A 15,452-nucleotide genomic window follows, 5' to 3' on the forward strand; every position below is an offset into this window, starting at 1 on the left:
CAGCCACGGACAGAGGGCAAATCCAGCCCGGCTGGGGGCACCTCCCAGCGGTAGCTGGGGGAGTTTGAGGCCACCGCGCGGCAGCGCGGAATCGGGGCCCGGGGGGGGAGAGCCCCGCAGCCGGGGGTCCGGGGGCTCGCCCCCAGTTCCGGGAAGGGGCGGGGCTGGGGAAAACTCCCTCAGTCGCCCACCACCCTGGCCACCACATGCAGCCGGTCCCCGTCCGCCCGCCCCGGCCCCACCGGCACACCCTCCCCCGCCCACGCCGGCGACGTCCGCGGCCCCGGCCCGTCGTGCAGGGCCAGCACCTCGAAGCCGTGCGCGGCCAGCGCGTGGCGGAGTTCCTGCGGGAACAGCAGCCGCCACGCGGACTCCTGTTCCACCGGTGCCGCCCCGTCGTCCGAGGTCCACACGCGCCGGCGGCGCAGCAACTGTGCGGCGCGGTCCACGGTCAGCGTGGTGACGTACGTGTACGTCGTGCCCTCCCAGGCGAACCCGCCGGACGACGGCGCGTCCAGCAGCTCCGTACTGCCCAGGAAGAACGCCCCGTTGCGCATCTCCGCGACGAGCAGCCCGCCGGGCCGCAGGGCGCGGCGGCAGGAGGACAGCAGGCCGTCCAGGTCCTCGTTCGTGTGGCAGTACAGCAGGGCGCTGTCGAGGCAGACGACGGCGTCGAACGCCGGTCCGGGCAGGTCGAAGCCGCGCAGGTCGGCGCGGACGTAGGCAGGCCCGGGGTGGTGGGCGCGGGCGTGGGCGAGCATCGGTCCGGAGAGGTCGGCGCCGGTGACGTCGCGGCCCGCGCGGTGCAGCCACGCGGCGTCGCGGCCGGTCCCGCAGCCGAGGTCCAGGACGCGGGGACCCGCCCCGTGCGCGGTGAGGCAGGCGTCCGCCCAGCGGGCGGCGAGGTGCCCGGGGTCGGGGAACCGGGCCTCGTACAGGGCCGGGTTGTCGGTGAGGAGGTTCTCGCCGGTCATCGGGCCGCCTCCGCCGGCAGGCGTTCGGGCAGGGCCCGCGTCCGGTGCAGCCTGGCGACGGCCGCGGCCGACATCAGGCCCAGGGCGAGGCAGCAGGCCCACGGCAGCCAGGCCGCCCGGTCGCCGCCCGCGTCCATGGCCCAGCCGACGACCGTGTTCCCGACGGCCGCGGCGATGCCGGAGACGACGTAGAAGACGCCGAAGTAGGTGCCGGTGAGCTCGGGCCTGCCGAATTCGGGGACGAGCTCCATCACGAACGGCTGCGCCACCATCACGCCCAGGTAGAGCAGGAGGGCCCCGGCGAGCACCGGCAGCAGGCCGAGGGCGGCCCGGACCGGGCCGTCGGGCGCGGAGGCCCCGGCGACGGCCATGGGCGGGACGAACGCGAGGGCCATCAGGGCGAGTCCGGCACTGATCCACACCGCGCGGGTGCGCCGGTTCTTGAGGGCGGTGGTGATGCGCAGTTGGAGGGTCAGGTTGGCGAGGGTGCCGACGAGGAAGACGAGTCCCGCCGCGCCGTCCCAGCCGGTGGCCCGGCGGGCGCCGTCGGGGAGCAGGAGGTAGAGCTGGTTCTCCATGGTGAACATGCCGACCATGGCGAGGGCGAAGGCGAGGAAGGCGCGGTGGGAGACGACCTCCCGCCAGTCGGCGAGCACGGTGCCGCCGCTCGGGGTGGCCTCGCCTGCCGGCAGGACGAGGGCCTGGGCGACCGTGAGGACGGCGAAGACGCCGGCGGCGGTGAGCGCGGAGAGCCGGAAGTCGACGAACAGCAGGGCGCTGCCGAGGAGCGGGCCGACCAGGGCGCCGGTCGTCGCGAAGACGTTGAACAGGGCGAACGCCTCGGCCTTGCGGTCGCCCGCCTCCCGGGCCAGGTAGGCGCGTACGGCCGGGTTGAACAGGGCTCCCGCGAGGCCGCTGAGGACGGACGCGGCGAGCAGGACGGGCAGGCCGTCGCCGAGGGCGAAGAGGGCGAAGCCGACCGTGCGCAGCGCGCAGCCGGCGATGATCACGCCGCGGGCGCCGAGCCGGTCCGCGGCCGAGCCGCCGAGGATGAACAGGCCCTGCTGGCTGAGGTTGCGGACGCCGAGGACGATGCCGACGACGGCGGCGGACATGCCGAGGTCCTGGCCGAGGTGGGTGGCGAGGTAGGGGATGAGCAGGTAGAAGCCGGTGTTGACGCCGAGCTGGTTGACGAGCAGGAGGCGGATCGCGGGCGGGAAGCCGCGTATCTCACGCCATGTCTTCATGGTGCGGACTCTTCTCGGGCGGGGGACTTGTCCGGGGCGTGGGCCGCCCGCGTGGGCGTCGGAGCGGGCTCGGGTCTCGGGCGTACGCCCAGGCCGGCGCGGTCGCTCGCGCGTACGGTGCCGTCGGTGCCGCCGATGCCCTCCCAGGGGTCGTGGGCGAGGAGGAGGTGGCCGTCGAGGTCGACCCAGCGGGCCCGGTCGGCGAGGTGCACGGCCGGGGCGAGCCCCAGCGAACTGGCCGTCAGGCAGCCGAGCATGAGGGCGGTGCCGCTGCCCCGGAGCGACTCGGCGATGCGCAGGGCGGCGTGGACGCCGCCGCACTTGGCGAGCTTGACGTTGATCCCGTGCACGCGTCCGGCCAGGCGGCGGACGTCCTCGGGGCCGACGGCGTCCTCGTCGGCGATGACGGGCAGCGGGGAGCCCTCGGCGAGCCGGGCCAGGGCCTCGGGGTCGCCGGGGACGGTGGGCTGTTCGACGGCCTCGACGCCGAGTTCGGCGAAGCGCGGCAGGAGTGCGCGCGCCTGACCGGCGCTCCAGGCGCCGTTGGGGTCGAGGAGCAGCGCGGCGTGCGGGGCGGCCTCGCGGACCGCCCGGACGCGGGCGAGGTCGTCCTCGGGTCGGGGGACCCGCCCTTGACCTTGAGGACGGTGAACCCGCTGTCGGCGAGAGCGCGGGCGCGGAGGGCCGCCTGGACGGGGGACATGATGCCGAGGGTGCGGGCCGTCGGCGCGGCGGGCGGGGCGGTGGTGCCGAGGAGCGCGTGCACGGGTGTGCCGGCCCGCTTGCCGACGAGGTCGAGGAGGGCCGCGTCGACGGCGGCGGCGACGCCCGGGGGCGTGCTCGCGGGCAGGAGCCTGCGTTCCCGCTGGGCGTCGAGGGCGCTCTCGGGCGTGGCGAACCGGCCGAGGACCCGGGCGGCGACGCCGAGCAGCCGCCGTATCGTGGCGGTGTCGAGCCCGTAGTACACGCTGGCGACGACCTCGCCGTGACCGCTCAGGCCGCCGTGCTCGACGGACAGCCGGACGGCGTCCCGGGCGTCCATGACGGCCCGTGAGATCCGGAAGGGTTCGGCGAGCCGCAGCCGGGTGGTGTGCAGGGTGGTCTTCACGCGGCACCTCCGGCGGCGGGCGCCGCCCCGTCCGGGCGGGTCCGTGCGTCCGGGACGGGCTGTACATCCGGGAGGGGTCGCGCCTCCAGGACGGTCCGCGCGTCCGGGACGGTCGGCGCATACGGGTCAGGCCGTAGATCCGGGCCGGGCCGCGTCTCCCCGACGGGCCACGCATCCGGGCCGGGCCGCGTTTCCAGGCCAGGCCGAGCTTCCGGGCCGGTCCGTGTGTCCGGGCCGGGCAACGCACCCGGGACGGTCCGCACGTCCGGGACGATCCGCGTCTCCAGTACGGATCGCGTCTCCGGACCGGGCTCTGTCTTCAGGGCGGTCCGTACATCCGGGACCGGCCGTGTCTCCGGAACGATCCGCGTCTCCAGTACGGGTCGCGTCTCCGGACCGGGCTCTGTCTTCGGGACGGTCCGTACATCCAGGCCGGGCCGTGTCTCCGGAACGATCCGCGTCTCCCGGACGCTCCGTACATCCGGGCCCGGCCGCGCCTCCGGGACAGCGCAAGCGCCGACCGGAGAGCCGGTCGCGGCGCACCCGGCCGCGACCGGGCGGCGGTTCAGCGGGTCCACGACCGTCGCGCACCGTGCCCACCCGACCGCTTCCGCCGCCCGGGGGTGGGGGATCTCCACGGGGCGGGTGGCGGCGGTCGTGAGGTCGAGGCCGTGGGCGGTGGTGAAGTCGTCGTCGAAGAGCGTGCCGAGGTAGCGGTGCGGGCCGTCGGGGAAGACGGTGGCGACGACGGCGCCGGGGTGCACGCGGGCGGCCCAGGCCGCGACGAGGGCGGCGGCGCCCGTGCTCCAGCCGCCGCTGACGAAGTTCTGCCGGGCCAGGCGCCGGCAGGCGCCCGCCGCCTCGGCGGGGCCGACCCAGTGGACCTCGTCGAAGGCGTCGTAGGCGACGTTGCGCGGGTGGATGCTGCTGCCGAGGCCGCGCATCAGCCGGGGCCGGGCGGGCTGGCCGAAGATGGTGGAGCCGGTGGCGTCGACGCCGACGATCCGCAGCCGGGGCCAGTGGCGGCGCAGCGGCCCGGCGATGCCGGCGCTGTGGCCGCCCGTGCCGACGCTGCACACGAGGACGTCGAGGTGGTCGAGCGCGCCGGCGAGCTCCGCGGCGAGGGAGGCGTAACCGGCCACGTTGTCGGGGTTGTTGTACTGATCGGGCCAGTACGCGTCCGGGTGCTCCGCCAGCAGCTCGCGCAGCCGTCGCAGCCGGGCCGCCTGCCAGCCGCCCTCGGCGTCCGGCCGGTCGACGATGTCGAGGCGGGCGCCGTACGAGCGCAGGAGCTGTCGCATGGCGGGCTCCAGGCCGGTGTCGCCGACGAGGACGACGGGGTGGCCGAGTGCCTGCCCGGCGAAGGCCAGGCCGACGCCGAGGGTGCCGGAGGTGGACTCGACGACGGGGGCGCCCGGGAGGAGCTCGCCGCGCTCCTCGGCGCCCATGAGCATGGACACGGCGGCGCGGGCCTTCATCCCACCGGCGCCGAGTCCTTCGAGCTTGGCCCAGAAGCCCGGGTGGGGACAGGGGAGGTCAGCGGTGATGCGGGCGAGGGGCGTGCGGCCGAGGAGGCCGAGGAGTTCGCGGTTGGCGCGCGGGGCCCGGGGAGCCCAGGGGGCGGCGGGCGGGGAGGAGTGGCCGGTGTGCCGGTGCGCCGGACGGTTCGCGGTGCGGCCCGGCCGGGGGCGCGGGGTACGGCTCATACGGTGCCTCCCGCGGCGGGCCGCCCGTACGGGCGCGTGGCGCCCCGGCCGGAGCCGGCTCCGTAGCGGTGGATGACGCCGGGGCCGCCGTCCAGCCAGAAGAAGGGGTACGGTTCCGCGCACACGGCGTCGACGCCGGCGCCGAGCAGTCGCGGCAGGATCGCGCTGCCGGTCTGGGCGAACATCACCAGTTGCTTGCCGTTCCGGACGGCGTGCTCGCGCAGGGGCTCGAACGTGCCGTTGCCGAGGGTCATCCCGGAGGCGAGCACGGCGTCGCAGCCGTCGAGTGCGGCGAGCGCGTCGGTGCGGACGGTCTCGCCCCACTCGGTGGTGCCGCCCTTGAGGTCGCACGGCACGTAGTCGAGGCCGCGCGCACGCAGCGCCTCCAGCAGGGAGTTGACGACGCCGACGACGAGGACGCGCTGCCCGGGGGCGGCGCGCAGCAGGTCGACGACACCGCGCGCCCGTGCCCGGGACTTGTGCAGCGAGCTGCCGGCGGGCAGCGGCCAGGGGTGTGCCCCGTGGTCGGCGGTGTGCGGGGTGACGTGCATCAGGTAGGCGTCGAGGGCGGCGGTGCGCACGGCCGTGGCGGGGTGCGCGAGGAGGCGGGCTACGGGCGCGCCGGCGCAGTCCTCGACCGTGGTGGGGGGCAGGGTGCCCGGTTCGACGGCGCAGGAGCCGACCGCCTCGCCGAGGCGGAGGCTGAGCACCTCGTTCCGGTAGCCGCCGCCGCGGCCTTCGTGGCGTACGGCCTGGGTGGTGGTGAAGGCGACGGAGATCCGCAGGTCTTCGGGCGCGGGCCCGAACCCGCCGTCACGGACGCGCTGTTCGAGATCGGGGAGGGAGGCGGCCCGGGTGAGCGGGGCGGTGGGGGTCACGGGCGCACCGCCGTCCGGGGGCGGAGGCCGGCGAGGAGCCGTTCGACGCGCTCCCGCGCGCCGGGGCCGTCGCGGTCGGCCGCCATGACGTGGCCGAGGTAGTCGTTGTTGCTGCCGGAGGCCTTGACGGCGGTGCCGGGCTCGGCGAGGCGGGCTTCGAGGACGCCGGGCGCGCCGGTGAGCGTCTCGGCCCCTTCTATGCGCTCCAGCGTGCCCGTCTCCTCGGGTATGAGGAAGCCGACGGCGGCGCTGCGCACCCCGGTGTCGCGGACGGCGAGGTCCGGTGTGCGGCCGAGGGCGACGTCCACGCAGGCGGCGGCGAGGTCGACGCCGGTGACGTGGCGGACGAGTTCGGTGATCCGGTTGCCGGCGGGGCGGGGGTTGACCTCGACGACGCGCGGGCCGTCGGGGGTGAGCTTGATCTCGGTGTGGGCGACGAGCCCGTCGAGGCCGAGCGCGGCGAGCGCGCGTACGGCGGTGCCGGCGGCGGCCGCCCGCTGCGCCTCGGGGAGGGCGGCGGGGAACATGTGCCCGGTCTCGACGAAGGCGGGGGCGCCGCCCACGCTCTTGTCGGTGACGCCCACGACCCGCGTGACACCGCCGTACGACACGGTCTCGACGCTGACCTCGGGACCGTGCAGGAGCTCTTCGAGGAGGACCGCGGGCTCGCGCCGCTGGCCGCGGGCGTTGACGGGGAAGCCGGCGAGCGCCCGGTGGGCGGCGGCGAGCTCCTTCTCGTCGGCGACCTCGCGTACGTACATCCCGGCGCAGAGGTCGACGGGCTTGAACACGAGCGGGTAGCCGAGGGTGCGGGCGGCCTCGGTGGCGGCGGCCAGGTCCGGGCAGACGGCGTAGCGGGGTCCGGGGACACCGGCGCGTCCGAGGACGCGGCGGGTGGCGTCCTTGCGGCAGGCGTCGGTGACGGCGGCGGCCTCCGGGCCGGGCAGCCCGAGGGCGGCGGCGAGCCGGGCGACGGTGGGGAGGTAGTAGTCGCAGGAGGTGACGACGCCGTCGAAGCGCAGGGTCCGGTGCAGTCGCTCGATGTACGGCAGCAGCGTGGCGAGGTCGTTGGTGTCGGCGGTGAGGACGTTGCGCGCGCCCAGCAGGGGGTGAGCGGTGCCCTCGGGGGCGGATCGCAGGTAGTGGTGGAGGTCGCGGGTGAGGAAGGTGAATTCGTGCCCGCCCTCGCGGATCGCCCGGGGCAGCAGTCTGCTCATCGCCCCGACCCAGCTCTCGACCATCAGCAGATGTCCCACAACTCTCCTTTTCCGTGGCGGTGTCGAGGGGCGCGGGCATGCCGGCGGAGGCCCTCGGGGCGGCTCGGCCCGTCTTGACCGTGCACACGCTATCGGTAATGGTTGTCATTGTCATCTGCTGTCTCGTCAGCCTCAGCCGTCACACCCCTTACCTCCAGCCCCTCCTCCCGATTGCGAGACCCGTGCGCCGCTCGACCCGCCCGAACCCCCCGGCCGGCCCCCTCACCCGCACCACCGCCGCCTTCTGCTCCCTCCTGGCGGCGACCGCCGCCCTCTCCCCCGCCGCCCCGGCCCATGCGGCCGCGCCGCCCCGATCACCTTCCGCGTCGCTGGAGTTCGGCGCCTGCCCCGCCGGGGTGCCCGCCCCGCCCGCGCCCGCCCGCGTCGAGTGCGGATCGCTGAGCGTGCCGCTCGACCGGAGCCGCCCCGACGGGCCGCGCCTGGACATCGCGGTCTCACGCGTCCGCGCCACCGGCACACCCGCCGAACGCCGCGGCATCCTGCTCGTCAACCCCGGCGGGCCCGGCGGATCCGGCCTGGCCTACGCCGTGACCAAGCGCGCCAAACTCCCCGAACGGGTACGCCGCGCCTACGACGTCATCGGATTCGACCCACGCGGCGTCGGCCGCAGCGCCCCGGTCGGCTGCGGCCCGATGGGCGGGCTCTTCGCGGCACCGGCGGCGGACCCCGTGCCCCGGGACCGGGCCGCCGAACGGGCGCGGGACACGGCGCTGCGCCGCCTCGCCGACGACTGCGCGGCCGGTGCCGGCGCGGCGCTCCCCCACCTGTCGACCGGGGCCACGGCCGAGGACATGGACGCGATCCGCGCCGCGCTCGGTGAACCGCGCCTCGGCTTCCTCGGCGTCTCCTACGGCAGTTACCTCGGCGCGGCGTACGCGGCCCGCTTCCCGCACCGTACGGGCCGGATGGTCCTGGACAGCGTCGTCGGCCCCACGGACTGGTACGACTTCGACCTCGTCCAGGCGCGGGCCATGCTGCGGCAGCGCGACACCCTGTTCGGCTGGCTCGCCGCCCACGACGGGCGGTTCGGGCTCGGGAGCGACGCGCGCGAGGTGCGATCCGCGTACGAGCGGGTGCGCGCCGGGCTGGCGGCGCGCCCGGCCGGCGGCTTCGGCCCGGCGGAGTTCGACCGGGCGGTGTACCGGGCGCTGGGCCGTACGGAGCGGTGGGCGCCGCTCGGCGAGGCCCTGGGCGCGTATCTGCGGGACGGCTCGGTCGACGGGCTACGGCCCGCCGCGCCGTTCGACGGCCCCGCATCCCGCAACTACGAGGCCGCGAACCGCGTCGTGAAGTGCGCGGACGGCCCCGGCCCGAGCCCCGCGCGGGTCACGGCCGGCATCCGGGGGCTGCGGCGGCTCGACCCGCTGCCGGTCCTCACCGGCATCGAGGCGTCGGCCTGCGCGTACTGGCACCACCGGCCGGCCCACCGCACGGCGCTCGGCTCCCCCGCCGCGCCGCCGGTCCTCCTCGTCGCGTCCGCGCACGATCCGGTCACGCCCGTCGAGGGCGCGCACCGGCTGCGCCGCGAGCTTCCCGGCTCCCGCCTGGTGACCCTGGAGAACGACTACTCGCACGGCGTCTTCGCGAGCCGGGGCAACGGGTGCGTGGACGGGGCGGTGGGGGCGTATCTGGTGGACGGGGCGGTGCCGGAAGGGGATGTGCGGTGCGTGGGGGCGGGGTTGCCGGGGGTCTGACGGGGGTTTCTCCCCGGCCCCGCGCAGCGGCACCCCACCCCGGAAGCGACACCCAGGTCACAAAAAGGGGCGGGGCGGACCGGAAAGGTCCGCCCCGCCCCGCGCGTCCGTCAGGACGCCGGAATCGGATCCGAGAGCTGTTCGCTGATGAACTGGATCGGCCCCTGCCCCATGCTCGGCACATACGTGGCGGCGTCGTGCTTCCCGCCCGGTATCTCCTTGACCGTGGTGTGCACCGGACCGTTCCCGAATTCCTTCACGAAGTGCTTGACCCCCTCGATGGTGATGGGGTCCTCCCGCGTGCCGTACTGGAAGGCGATGTAGACGTCGGGGCCCTTGCGGGCGATCAGGTCCTTCGCCAGCAGCTTGGGGTCGTTCTCGTCCCGCTCCTTGGGGTGGCCCTTCCACAGCGGGGAGTCCGGGTAGAAGTCCGGGCCGGAGGCGATCGCCGCCTTGAACTTGTCCGGGTGCTTCAGCACGGCCTTCATCCCGGCGAAACCGCCGGAGGAGGAGCCCATGAACGCCCAGCCGTCCCGCGACTTGATCGTGCGGAAATTGGCCTTCATCAGGTCCGGGACGTCCTCGGTCAGCCAGGTGCCCATCCTCGGCTGGCCGGGGATGTCGCTGCCGTCCCAGTACGTTCCGTTGTTCTTGGGGTTGAGCACCGGCATGGCCAGCAGGAACGGCTTGCTCTTGCCCTCCGCGTACCACTTGGAGATGGACGACTGGAGCTTGAGGTTGGTGCCCATCCAGTAGTTGTTCGGGAATCCGGGGCCACCGGGCAGGGCGATCAGGACCGGGAAGCCGTGGTCCTTGAACTTCGGGTCCTTGTATTCCTTGGGCGCCCAGACCCACACCTTGCCCGTGAATCCGGACTTCTTGCCCTCCAGGGTGGTGACGGCGATGTGCGTACCGTCCCCGAGGGTGTCGGCGTTCTTGAAGTCGGCCTGGGGCCCGGTGGGCATGAGGATCTTGGAGTCCGGGGCCGCCGCGCCGTCCGTGCCGCCCGCCTGGCCGCCGCCCTTGCCGGAGGCCTGGTCCTGGCCGAAGCTGACCGGTTCACCCTTGTCGGAGAACGGGCCGATCTTGAGGTAATTGAGCACGCCGGCGGTTATCAGGCCGACCACGGCTATGCACACCACCACGAGCGTCCATCTCTTGGCGCGGCGGGCGCGGATATACCCCTGCGCCTGATAGGTCCCGTTGCTGGCTTGCGTCATCACGTCGCTCCGGACATTCCTCTGCCCCGAAGGACATGACCGTGTGTTTCCGCCCCTATGGAGGGACGAAGGGCTCCGGAGGTTCCGCCCCCGGGCCATGATCTGCGCCGCAATCCTACGGAAATGCCGGACCGGGAATCGCCACCCCCCGGGGGTACGGCCGGGGGAGCCCTCCGGACACCGGCGTCCCCGCCCGGGCCGCAGCGGGCGTCCGGTCCGGCACGGCCCCGAGGGGCTCCGGCACGGCCGGAAAAATCGCTCCGCCCGGCGGCGAGGGGAACGGTAGGGTCGGCGCCGTGAAGTGATGACACCCGGTACACCGGCCCCACGGCGCCGTCCGAGCCTCCGCTCCGGCGCCCGTCCGGTGCGCCCGCGCCGCCCGTCGCACACTTCTCACGATCGGATCCCCATGACAGACGATCTCTTCCTCGACCACGTCGCCGGCCGGCTCGCTGACCTGCCCGCCGTCCGCGCCGTCACCCTCGGCGGCTCGCGCGCCCAGAGCACCCACTCCCCCGACAGCGACTGGGACCTGGCCGTGTACTACCGGGGCGATTTCCGCCCGGCCGACCTGCGTGCCCTCGGCTGGGCGGGCGAGGTCTCCGGGATCGGCGACTGGGGCGGCGGCGTCTTCAACGGCGGGGCCTGGCTCACGGTCGACGGCCGGCGGGTCGACGTCCACTACCGCGACCTCGACGTGGTCGGCCACGAGCTCGCCGAGGCCCGGCGGGGCCGCTTCCGCTGGGAGCCCCTGATGTTCCACCTCGCGGGCGTCCCCAGCTATCTGCTGGTCGCCGAGCTCGCCCTCAGCCGGGTGCTGCGCGGCTCCCTGCCGCGACCCGAGTACCCGCGGGCCTTGCGCGAGGCGGCCCCGCCGGTGTGGCGGGACCGGGCGGCCATGACGCTGCGCTACGCCGAGGGCGCGTACGCCCGGCGCGGCCGGGCGGCCGAGGTCGCGGGCGCGCTGGCGATCGCCGCCATGGAGACGGCGCACGCGGTGCTGGCGGCGCGCGGCGAGTGGACCACCAACGAGAAACGGCTCCTGGAGCGGGCCGGTCTCCGGACCGTCGACACGCTCGTGGCCGGCCTGCGGCCGGAGCCGGAGGCACTGGCACGGGCCATCGCCGAGGCCGGGGAGCTGTTCGCGGCCGCCGCGTGAGCCCCGGGAGGCGAGGCGGGCCGGCGGAGTGCCCTGCCGGCCGGCGGCGGCGTTCGCGGGCCTCGCCGCCCGCGCCCGGCAGCCGTCCCACGGGCGCGGGCCACCAGCGGGCCACCAGGGAAGACGTCCCGCGCCCCGCCGAGTGGCGCGGCGCTCGGCGGCGGGTGGACAGTGGGAGAGGACACTCCGCCTGACCGGGAGGTCATCATGATCGTCCTCGGAGTCATTCTTCTCCTCATCGGGTTCCTGGCCGGCATCTCCATCCTGTGGACGATCGGCATCGTGCTGGTCGTGATCGGCCTGGTTCTCTGGGTACTGGGAGCCGTGGGGCACGCGGTCGGAGGCCGGAAGCACTACTGGTAGCGGCGTCCGCGACGGCGACGGACGTGCCCGCGGCCGGGCCACGGCGGCCTGACCCGCGAACGACCGGGGAGGAGCGGCGGTGCCGGCATTGCCCGAAGCGCGGGGAGAGCTGTCCGAAGCGGTGACCGGCGCGCTCCGCCGGGAACCCGGCGGGCGGGACTCCCCGCTCCCGGACGCCGCCGCGCGCGACGCGGACCCGTACGGGGACGACCTCCAGCTCGCCCTGTACCTCTGCTACGAGCTGCACTACCGCGGGTTCGACGGCGTCGACGACGCTTGGGAGTGGGACCCCGGGCTGCTCGGGCTGCGGGGCGCGCTGGAACGGGCCTTCCTGGCGGCGCTGCGCGAGGAGGTCCCGGCCCGCGACGACGTCACCGCCGCGCTGCGGGAGGTGCTGGTGGAGCCCGAGGACGGCGCGGGCGTCTCGCACTTCCTGCGCGACGAGGGCCGCCTGTCCCACCTGCGGGAGTACGCGGCGCTGCGCTCGCTCTACCAGCTGAAGGAGGCGGATCCGCACGCCTGGGCCGTGCCCCGGCTGACGGGGCGGGCCAAGGCGGGGCTGGTGGCCGTGGAGTACGACGAGTTCGGCGCGGGCCGCGCCGACCGCATCCACGCGGACCTGTTCGCCGCCCTGATGGGCGACCTCGGCCTCGACCCGGCGTACGGCCGCTACCTGGAAGCGGGCACGGCGCCGATGCTGGCCGTGGTGAACCTGATGTCGCTCCTGGGGCTGCACCGGGCGCACCGGGGCGCGCTCGCCGGGCACTTCGCGGTCGTGGAGATCACCTCGTCCCCCTCTTCCGGGCGGCTGGTCGAGGCGATCGACCGGCTCGGCGCGGGGGCCGCGGCCCGTCACTTCTACGCCGAGCACGTCGAGGCGGACGCCGTGCACGAGCAGCTGGTGCGGCACGAGGTCGTCGGCGGCCTGCTCGCGGACGACCCCGGGCTGGCGCGTGACATCGCCTTCGGCGCCGACGCGACCGTACTGCTGGAGGAGCGGCTCGGCGCCGATGTCCTCCGGGCGTGGGCGGCCGGCCGGTCCGCCGTCCGTACACCGCTGTGAGGGCCGCCGCCGCTCAGCGGGCCCGACGGCGGCGGTGGCTGGTGTCGCAGAACGGGTAGCGGCGGCTGCGGCGGCAGGTGCACAGCGCGACGACCGGGCGGTCGGAGCGGACGATGCCGCCGTCCTCCCGCACGAACTCCACCGGTCCTTCGATCAGCATCGGCCCGCCCGGCTCCTGGGACACGCGCCGCGCTTCCGTCCCCTTCTCGCGTACGGGCGTCCCGGCTTCGGGCGTCCCGGCTTCGGGCGTCCCGGTTTCAGGTGTCCCGCGACCGGGATCCGGCACCCCGCACGCCGGCCGCGCACGCCCGTCGGCACCGTCCGCCTCGTCAGGCACGTCAGGCACGTCAGGCATGTCAGGCACGGTACTCACCACGCACCACCACCAGCTCCTCCCGCCCCTCGTCGGCGCCGATCAGTCCCCGCTTCCGCAGCCAGGCGGCCTGGCCACGCATGACGGGGCCGAACGCGACCACGCGCCGCGAGGTCACCTCCGCGGACAGGCCGCCCTTCTCCAGCGCCCGGACGGTCCGCTCCGGCCCGCTCACGGCCGAGTGCACGATCAGTACCCGCGCACCCGGCCTCAGCAGGTCCGGGAGCTCTTCGCACAGCCGGTCCAGGACGGCCCGCCCGTCCGGCCCGCCCGCCCAGGCCCGCCTCGGGCCCCGGCGGTGCCGCGCGTCGTCCGGGGCCGGCACGTACGGAGGGTTGGCGAGGACCAGGTCGAAGGGTCCCTCGGGCCCGGCGGCCGACAGCTCGCCCCGCAGTGCCCGTACGCGCACGCCCGCCAGCCGGGCGTTGAGCCGGGTCGTGAGCACGGCGCGGCACGAGGTGTCGACGGCCACGACCCGGGCGCGGCGGCGGGCCGCCTCCACCGCCAGGACGCCGGAGCCGGTCCCCACGTCGAGCACGGCCGCGCCCCGGGGCAGGCGCTCGCGCGCCAGTGCCTCCAGAAGTGCCGCCGTGTCCTCCTGCGGCGCGTAGACCCCAGGAAGCCGGAAGAACCACATCGCCCCCGGGTACCCCGGTACCACCGCCTCATGCGGGGCCGCCGCCGGTCGTGGCACGCTACGCGACCGGCAGGCCGAGCCCCTGGGCGACCAGGTCGGCCCGGGTGTAGACGGAGACCGGGTACTGGTCGTCGCAGTACTTGTTGCCGGTGGAGACGACGCCGATCACCTTGCCTCCCGCGACGAGCGGACCGCCGGAGTCGCCGCGGCAGATGCTGTCGCGGGTGCCGGGGGCACCGGTCCCGCACGTCTTCTGCGCGTCGGACTCGCCGGGGTCGGTGAAGGGCTCACAGCTCTTGAGCGGTGCCAGGGTGAGCACGGCGGACTTCAGCCGGGTCGCCGGGGTGTCGCGGGCGGTCATGCCCCAGCCCATGGTCGTCGCGGTCTTCCCGAAGGTGTAGAGGGCGGCGTCCTTGGGGCCGGCCACCGGGAGCGGGGTGTACGGCATCGGCGCGGAGAGGGTGAGGACCGCCGCGTCGTAGGTCAGCGTGGTGTCGTCGTACCGCGGGTGGAGCTTGACGGAGGAGACGTTCCGGACCGTTCCCTTGGTGCTGCGGATCTCGGTGCGCCCGCCTATGACCAGCAGTTCCCGGGCCTTTTCGGCGTTCTTGACGCAGTGCGCGGCGGTGAGCACCTTCGTGGGCGCGACGAGGGTGCCGCCGCAGACCTGCTCCCCGCCCCGCGTCTGGAGGAGCATGGCGTACGGGTGGGCCGTCGTGGTGGTGTCCTGCCCGCCGTGGACGGCGGCGGCCGGGGTCGCGGTGGCCGTGAGACCGCCCGCGGCGAGAGCGCAGGCGACGAACGCGGTAGCCACCGCGTGTCTGTTGAACGCGAACATGTGATCCCCCCAGGGAACTGCGCACGGCTCTGAGCCGTGCGTACGTGTCGTGAATATCAGGATGTGGGGATCGGGCCCCGGGTTCCCTGACGGGGCGACAGTTTTACCGGGCGGCCGTTCAGGGGGCGGTTCCCCCCGGTCCCCCGGGCCGGGCATCCTCGGCATCGGCCGCGGTCGCGAGCGCCCGGCTCACTCGTTCGGCCCCACGGCCGGCCCCGCCTCCGGGAACGGCCCGTCCCCCTGGTGTCCGCAGGGCGGCCCGTGGGCCGGAGGTGCTCACGGCGGTACGGACCGTGACAGCGGAAGTGGTGGGGGGTCGCGGGTCGGCCCAGAGTGAACGGAAAGCTGCTCCGGCAGCCCCACCGAACGGAAGGGCATACCGTCATGCGCACCACATGGCTCTCCACCACGCTCACCGCCGCGGCCTGCGGCTCGCTCGTCCTGGGGGTGGCGGGGCCCGCACTGGCGGAAGCGCCCGCGGCGGCCCCCGGGGCACGGACCGAAGCCCTCCAGCGGAACGAGGTGCCCGTCGCGCTGGAGGAGATACGGACGCTGGTCTCCCGCATCACGCGGGAGGCGCGGTCCGGATCCGCTGACACGGCGACACTCCGGGACCTCCAGCGGCAGCTCGACCGGCCGGCCGAGCGGCTGCTCGACGACATCGCCGCCCGCCCCAAGGCCGCGCCCATGGCCCCGGACCCGGCCGCGGAGATCAAGCAGGCACTGGACAAGCTGATCAAGGACGTGAGCAAGCTCCTCGACGACGTCGCCAAGAAGGACACCGCGGCGACCGACGCCTCCGCGGCCGACGCCATCAAGGACCTGAACGACATGCTGACGAAGATCCCCGGCCTGGTGAGCGGCGCGATTCCCTCGCTGCCCGTCCCTTCGGCGGTGTGACCGGGCGGATCCGTC

General features: G+C 75.1%; 13 protein-coding genes and 2 pseudogenes. 5 read left to right on the plus strand and 10 right to left on the minus strand.

The window, feature by feature from the left end:
* Positions 1 to 179: 179 nt before the first annotated feature.
* The 6 genes and pseudogenes from SMD11_RS04035 to SMD11_RS04060 all read right to left on the minus strand — a co-directional run bounded on the left by SMD11_RS04035 (position 180) and on the right by SMD11_RS04060 (position 7,169).
* A complete protein-coding gene (locus SMD11_RS04035; RefSeq protein ID WP_087925109.1) occupies positions 180 to 974 on the minus strand; it encodes a class I SAM-dependent DNA methyltransferase in 795 nt (264 codons plus the stop codon).
* Entirely contained in the window at positions 971 to 2,221 is a 1,251-nt protein-coding gene (locus SMD11_RS04040; RefSeq protein ID WP_087925110.1) for an MFS transporter, read from the minus strand. Before SMD11_RS04040 ends, SMD11_RS04035 begins: the two co-directional genes overlap by 4 nt.
* A pseudogene (locus SMD11_RS04045) lies at positions 2,218 to 3,329 on the minus strand (enolase C-terminal domain-like protein). The gene SMD11_RS04040 and the pseudogene SMD11_RS04045 overlap by 4 nt, the downstream one beginning before the upstream one ends.
* Before the next feature lie 557 nt (positions 3,330 to 3,886).
* A pseudogene (locus tag SMD11_RS04050) lies at positions 3,887 to 5,035 on the minus strand (PLP-dependent cysteine synthase family protein); the annotation flags it as partial.
* A complete protein-coding gene (locus SMD11_RS04055) occupies positions 5,032 to 5,913 on the minus strand; it encodes a Rossmann-like domain-containing protein (RefSeq protein WP_087925111.1) in 882 nt (293 codons plus the stop codon). The pseudogene SMD11_RS04050 and the gene SMD11_RS04055, both read right to left, overlap by 4 nt.
* Positions 5,910 to 7,169, minus strand: coding sequence for an ATP-grasp domain-containing protein (locus tag SMD11_RS04060; RefSeq protein WP_199843792.1), 1,260 nt, complete (start codon positions 7,167 to 7,169; stop codon positions 5,910 to 5,912). The genes SMD11_RS04055 and SMD11_RS04060 overlap by 4 nt, the downstream gene beginning before the upstream one ends.
* Positions 7,170 to 7,267: 98 nt before the next feature.
* Between SMD11_RS04060 and SMD11_RS04065 the strand changes: the two genes are divergently transcribed.
* The gene (locus SMD11_RS04065) at positions 7,268 to 8,884 is read left to right on the plus strand and encodes an alpha/beta hydrolase (protein ID WP_087925112.1); all 1,617 of its coding nucleotides are present in this window, start codon (positions 7,268 to 7,270) and stop codon (positions 8,882 to 8,884) included.
* A 110-nt stretch (positions 8,885 to 8,994) separates the two neighbouring features.
* Here SMD11_RS04065 and SMD11_RS04070 read toward each other — a convergent pair whose 3' ends face one another.
* Positions 8,995 to 10,104 carry an alpha/beta hydrolase gene (locus SMD11_RS04070; protein WP_087925113.1) on the minus strand — a complete coding sequence of 370 codons (1,110 nt, stop codon included), beginning with the start codon at positions 10,102 to 10,104 and terminating at the stop codon, positions 8,995 to 8,997.
* Positions 10,105 to 10,513: 409 nt separating this feature from the next.
* On the opposite strand from SMD11_RS04070, the gene SMD11_RS04075 reads away from it, so the two are divergent.
* The 3 genes from SMD11_RS04075 to SMD11_RS04085 all read left to right on the plus strand — a co-directional run bounded on the left by SMD11_RS04075 (position 10,514) and on the right by SMD11_RS04085 (position 12,689).
* Complete coding sequence (locus tag SMD11_RS04075; protein ID WP_087925114.1) at positions 10,514 to 11,263, plus strand: nucleotidyltransferase domain-containing protein; 750 nt, start codon at positions 10,514 to 10,516, stop codon at positions 11,261 to 11,263.
* Between the two features lie 207 nt (positions 11,264 to 11,470).
* Positions 11,471 to 11,626, plus strand: a complete 156-nt coding sequence (locus SMD11_RS35770; protein ID WP_087925115.1) for a DUF6131 family protein — start codon at positions 11,471 to 11,473, stop codon at positions 11,624 to 11,626.
* A gap of 79 nt (positions 11,627 to 11,705) precedes the next feature.
* The gene (locus tag SMD11_RS04085) at positions 11,706 to 12,689 is read left to right on the plus strand and encodes an iron-containing redox enzyme family protein (protein WP_087925116.1); all 984 of its coding nucleotides are present in this window, start codon (positions 11,706 to 11,708) and stop codon (positions 12,687 to 12,689) included.
* Positions 12,690 to 12,702: 13 nt separating this feature from the next.
* Here the strand turns inward: SMD11_RS04085 and SMD11_RS36175 are convergent, their stop codons facing one another.
* From SMD11_RS36175 to SMD11_RS04100, 3 genes are all read right to left on the minus strand, one after another.
* Complete coding sequence (locus SMD11_RS36175) at positions 12,703 to 12,849, minus strand: CDGSH iron-sulfur domain-containing protein (RefSeq protein ID WP_234365882.1); 147 nt, start codon at positions 12,847 to 12,849, stop codon at positions 12,703 to 12,705.
* A gap of 196 nt (positions 12,850 to 13,045) precedes the next feature.
* A complete protein-coding gene (locus tag SMD11_RS04095) occupies positions 13,046 to 13,699 on the minus strand; it encodes a HemK2/MTQ2 family protein methyltransferase (protein ID WP_087925118.1) in 654 nt (217 codons plus the stop codon).
* Positions 13,700 to 13,757: 58 nt separating this feature from the next.
* Entirely contained in the window at positions 13,758 to 14,513 is a 756-nt protein-coding gene (locus SMD11_RS04100) for a S1 family peptidase (protein ID WP_234365883.1), read from the minus strand.
* Positions 14,514 to 14,921: 408 nt separating this feature from the next.
* Between SMD11_RS04100 and SMD11_RS04105 the strand changes: the two genes are divergently transcribed.
* Entirely contained in the window at positions 14,922 to 15,437 is a 516-nt protein-coding gene (locus tag SMD11_RS04105; RefSeq protein ID WP_087925120.1) for a hypothetical protein, read from the plus strand.
* Positions 15,438 to 15,452: the final 15 nt, after the last annotated feature.

This window comes from Streptomyces albireticuli, assembly GCF_002192455.1.
Classification (GTDB): domain Bacteria; phylum Actinomycetota; class Actinomycetes; order Streptomycetales; family Streptomycetaceae; genus Streptomyces; species Streptomyces albireticuli_B.

What these genes read in the sequence shown, in the direction of transcription:
- SMD11_RS04070 (WP_087925113.1), bottom strand. Translation starts at nt 10,104, where the DNA reads ATGACGCAAGCCAGCAACGGGACCTATCAGGCGCAGGGGTATATCCGC.
- SMD11_RS04035 (WP_087925109.1), bottom strand. Translation starts at nt 974, where the DNA reads ATGACCGGCGAGAACCTCCTCACCGACAACCCGGCCCTGTACGAGGCC.
- SMD11_RS04105 (WP_087925120.1), top strand. Translation starts at nt 14,922, where the DNA reads ATGCGCACCACATGGCTCTCCACCACGCTCACCGCCGCGGCCTGCGGC.
- SMD11_RS36175 (WP_234365882.1), bottom strand. Translation starts at nt 12,849, where the DNA reads ATGCTGATCGAAGGACCGGTGGAGTTCGTGCGGGAGGACGGCGGCATC.
- SMD11_RS35770 (WP_087925115.1), top strand. Translation starts at nt 11,471, where the DNA reads ATGATCGTCCTCGGAGTCATTCTTCTCCTCATCGGGTTCCTGGCCGGC.
- SMD11_RS04095 (WP_087925118.1), bottom strand. Translation starts at nt 13,699, where the DNA reads ATGTGGTTCTTCCGGCTTCCTGGGGTCTACGCGCCGCAGGAGGACACG.
- SMD11_RS04075 (WP_087925114.1), top strand. Translation starts at nt 10,514, where the DNA reads ATGACAGACGATCTCTTCCTCGACCACGTCGCCGGCCGGCTCGCTGAC.
- SMD11_RS04065 (WP_087925112.1), top strand. Translation starts at nt 7,268, where the DNA reads ATGGTTGTCATTGTCATCTGCTGTCTCGTCAGCCTCAGCCGTCACACC.
- SMD11_RS04040 (WP_087925110.1), bottom strand. Translation starts at nt 2,221, where the DNA reads ATGAAGACATGGCGTGAGATACGCGGCTTCCCGCCCGCGATCCGCCTC.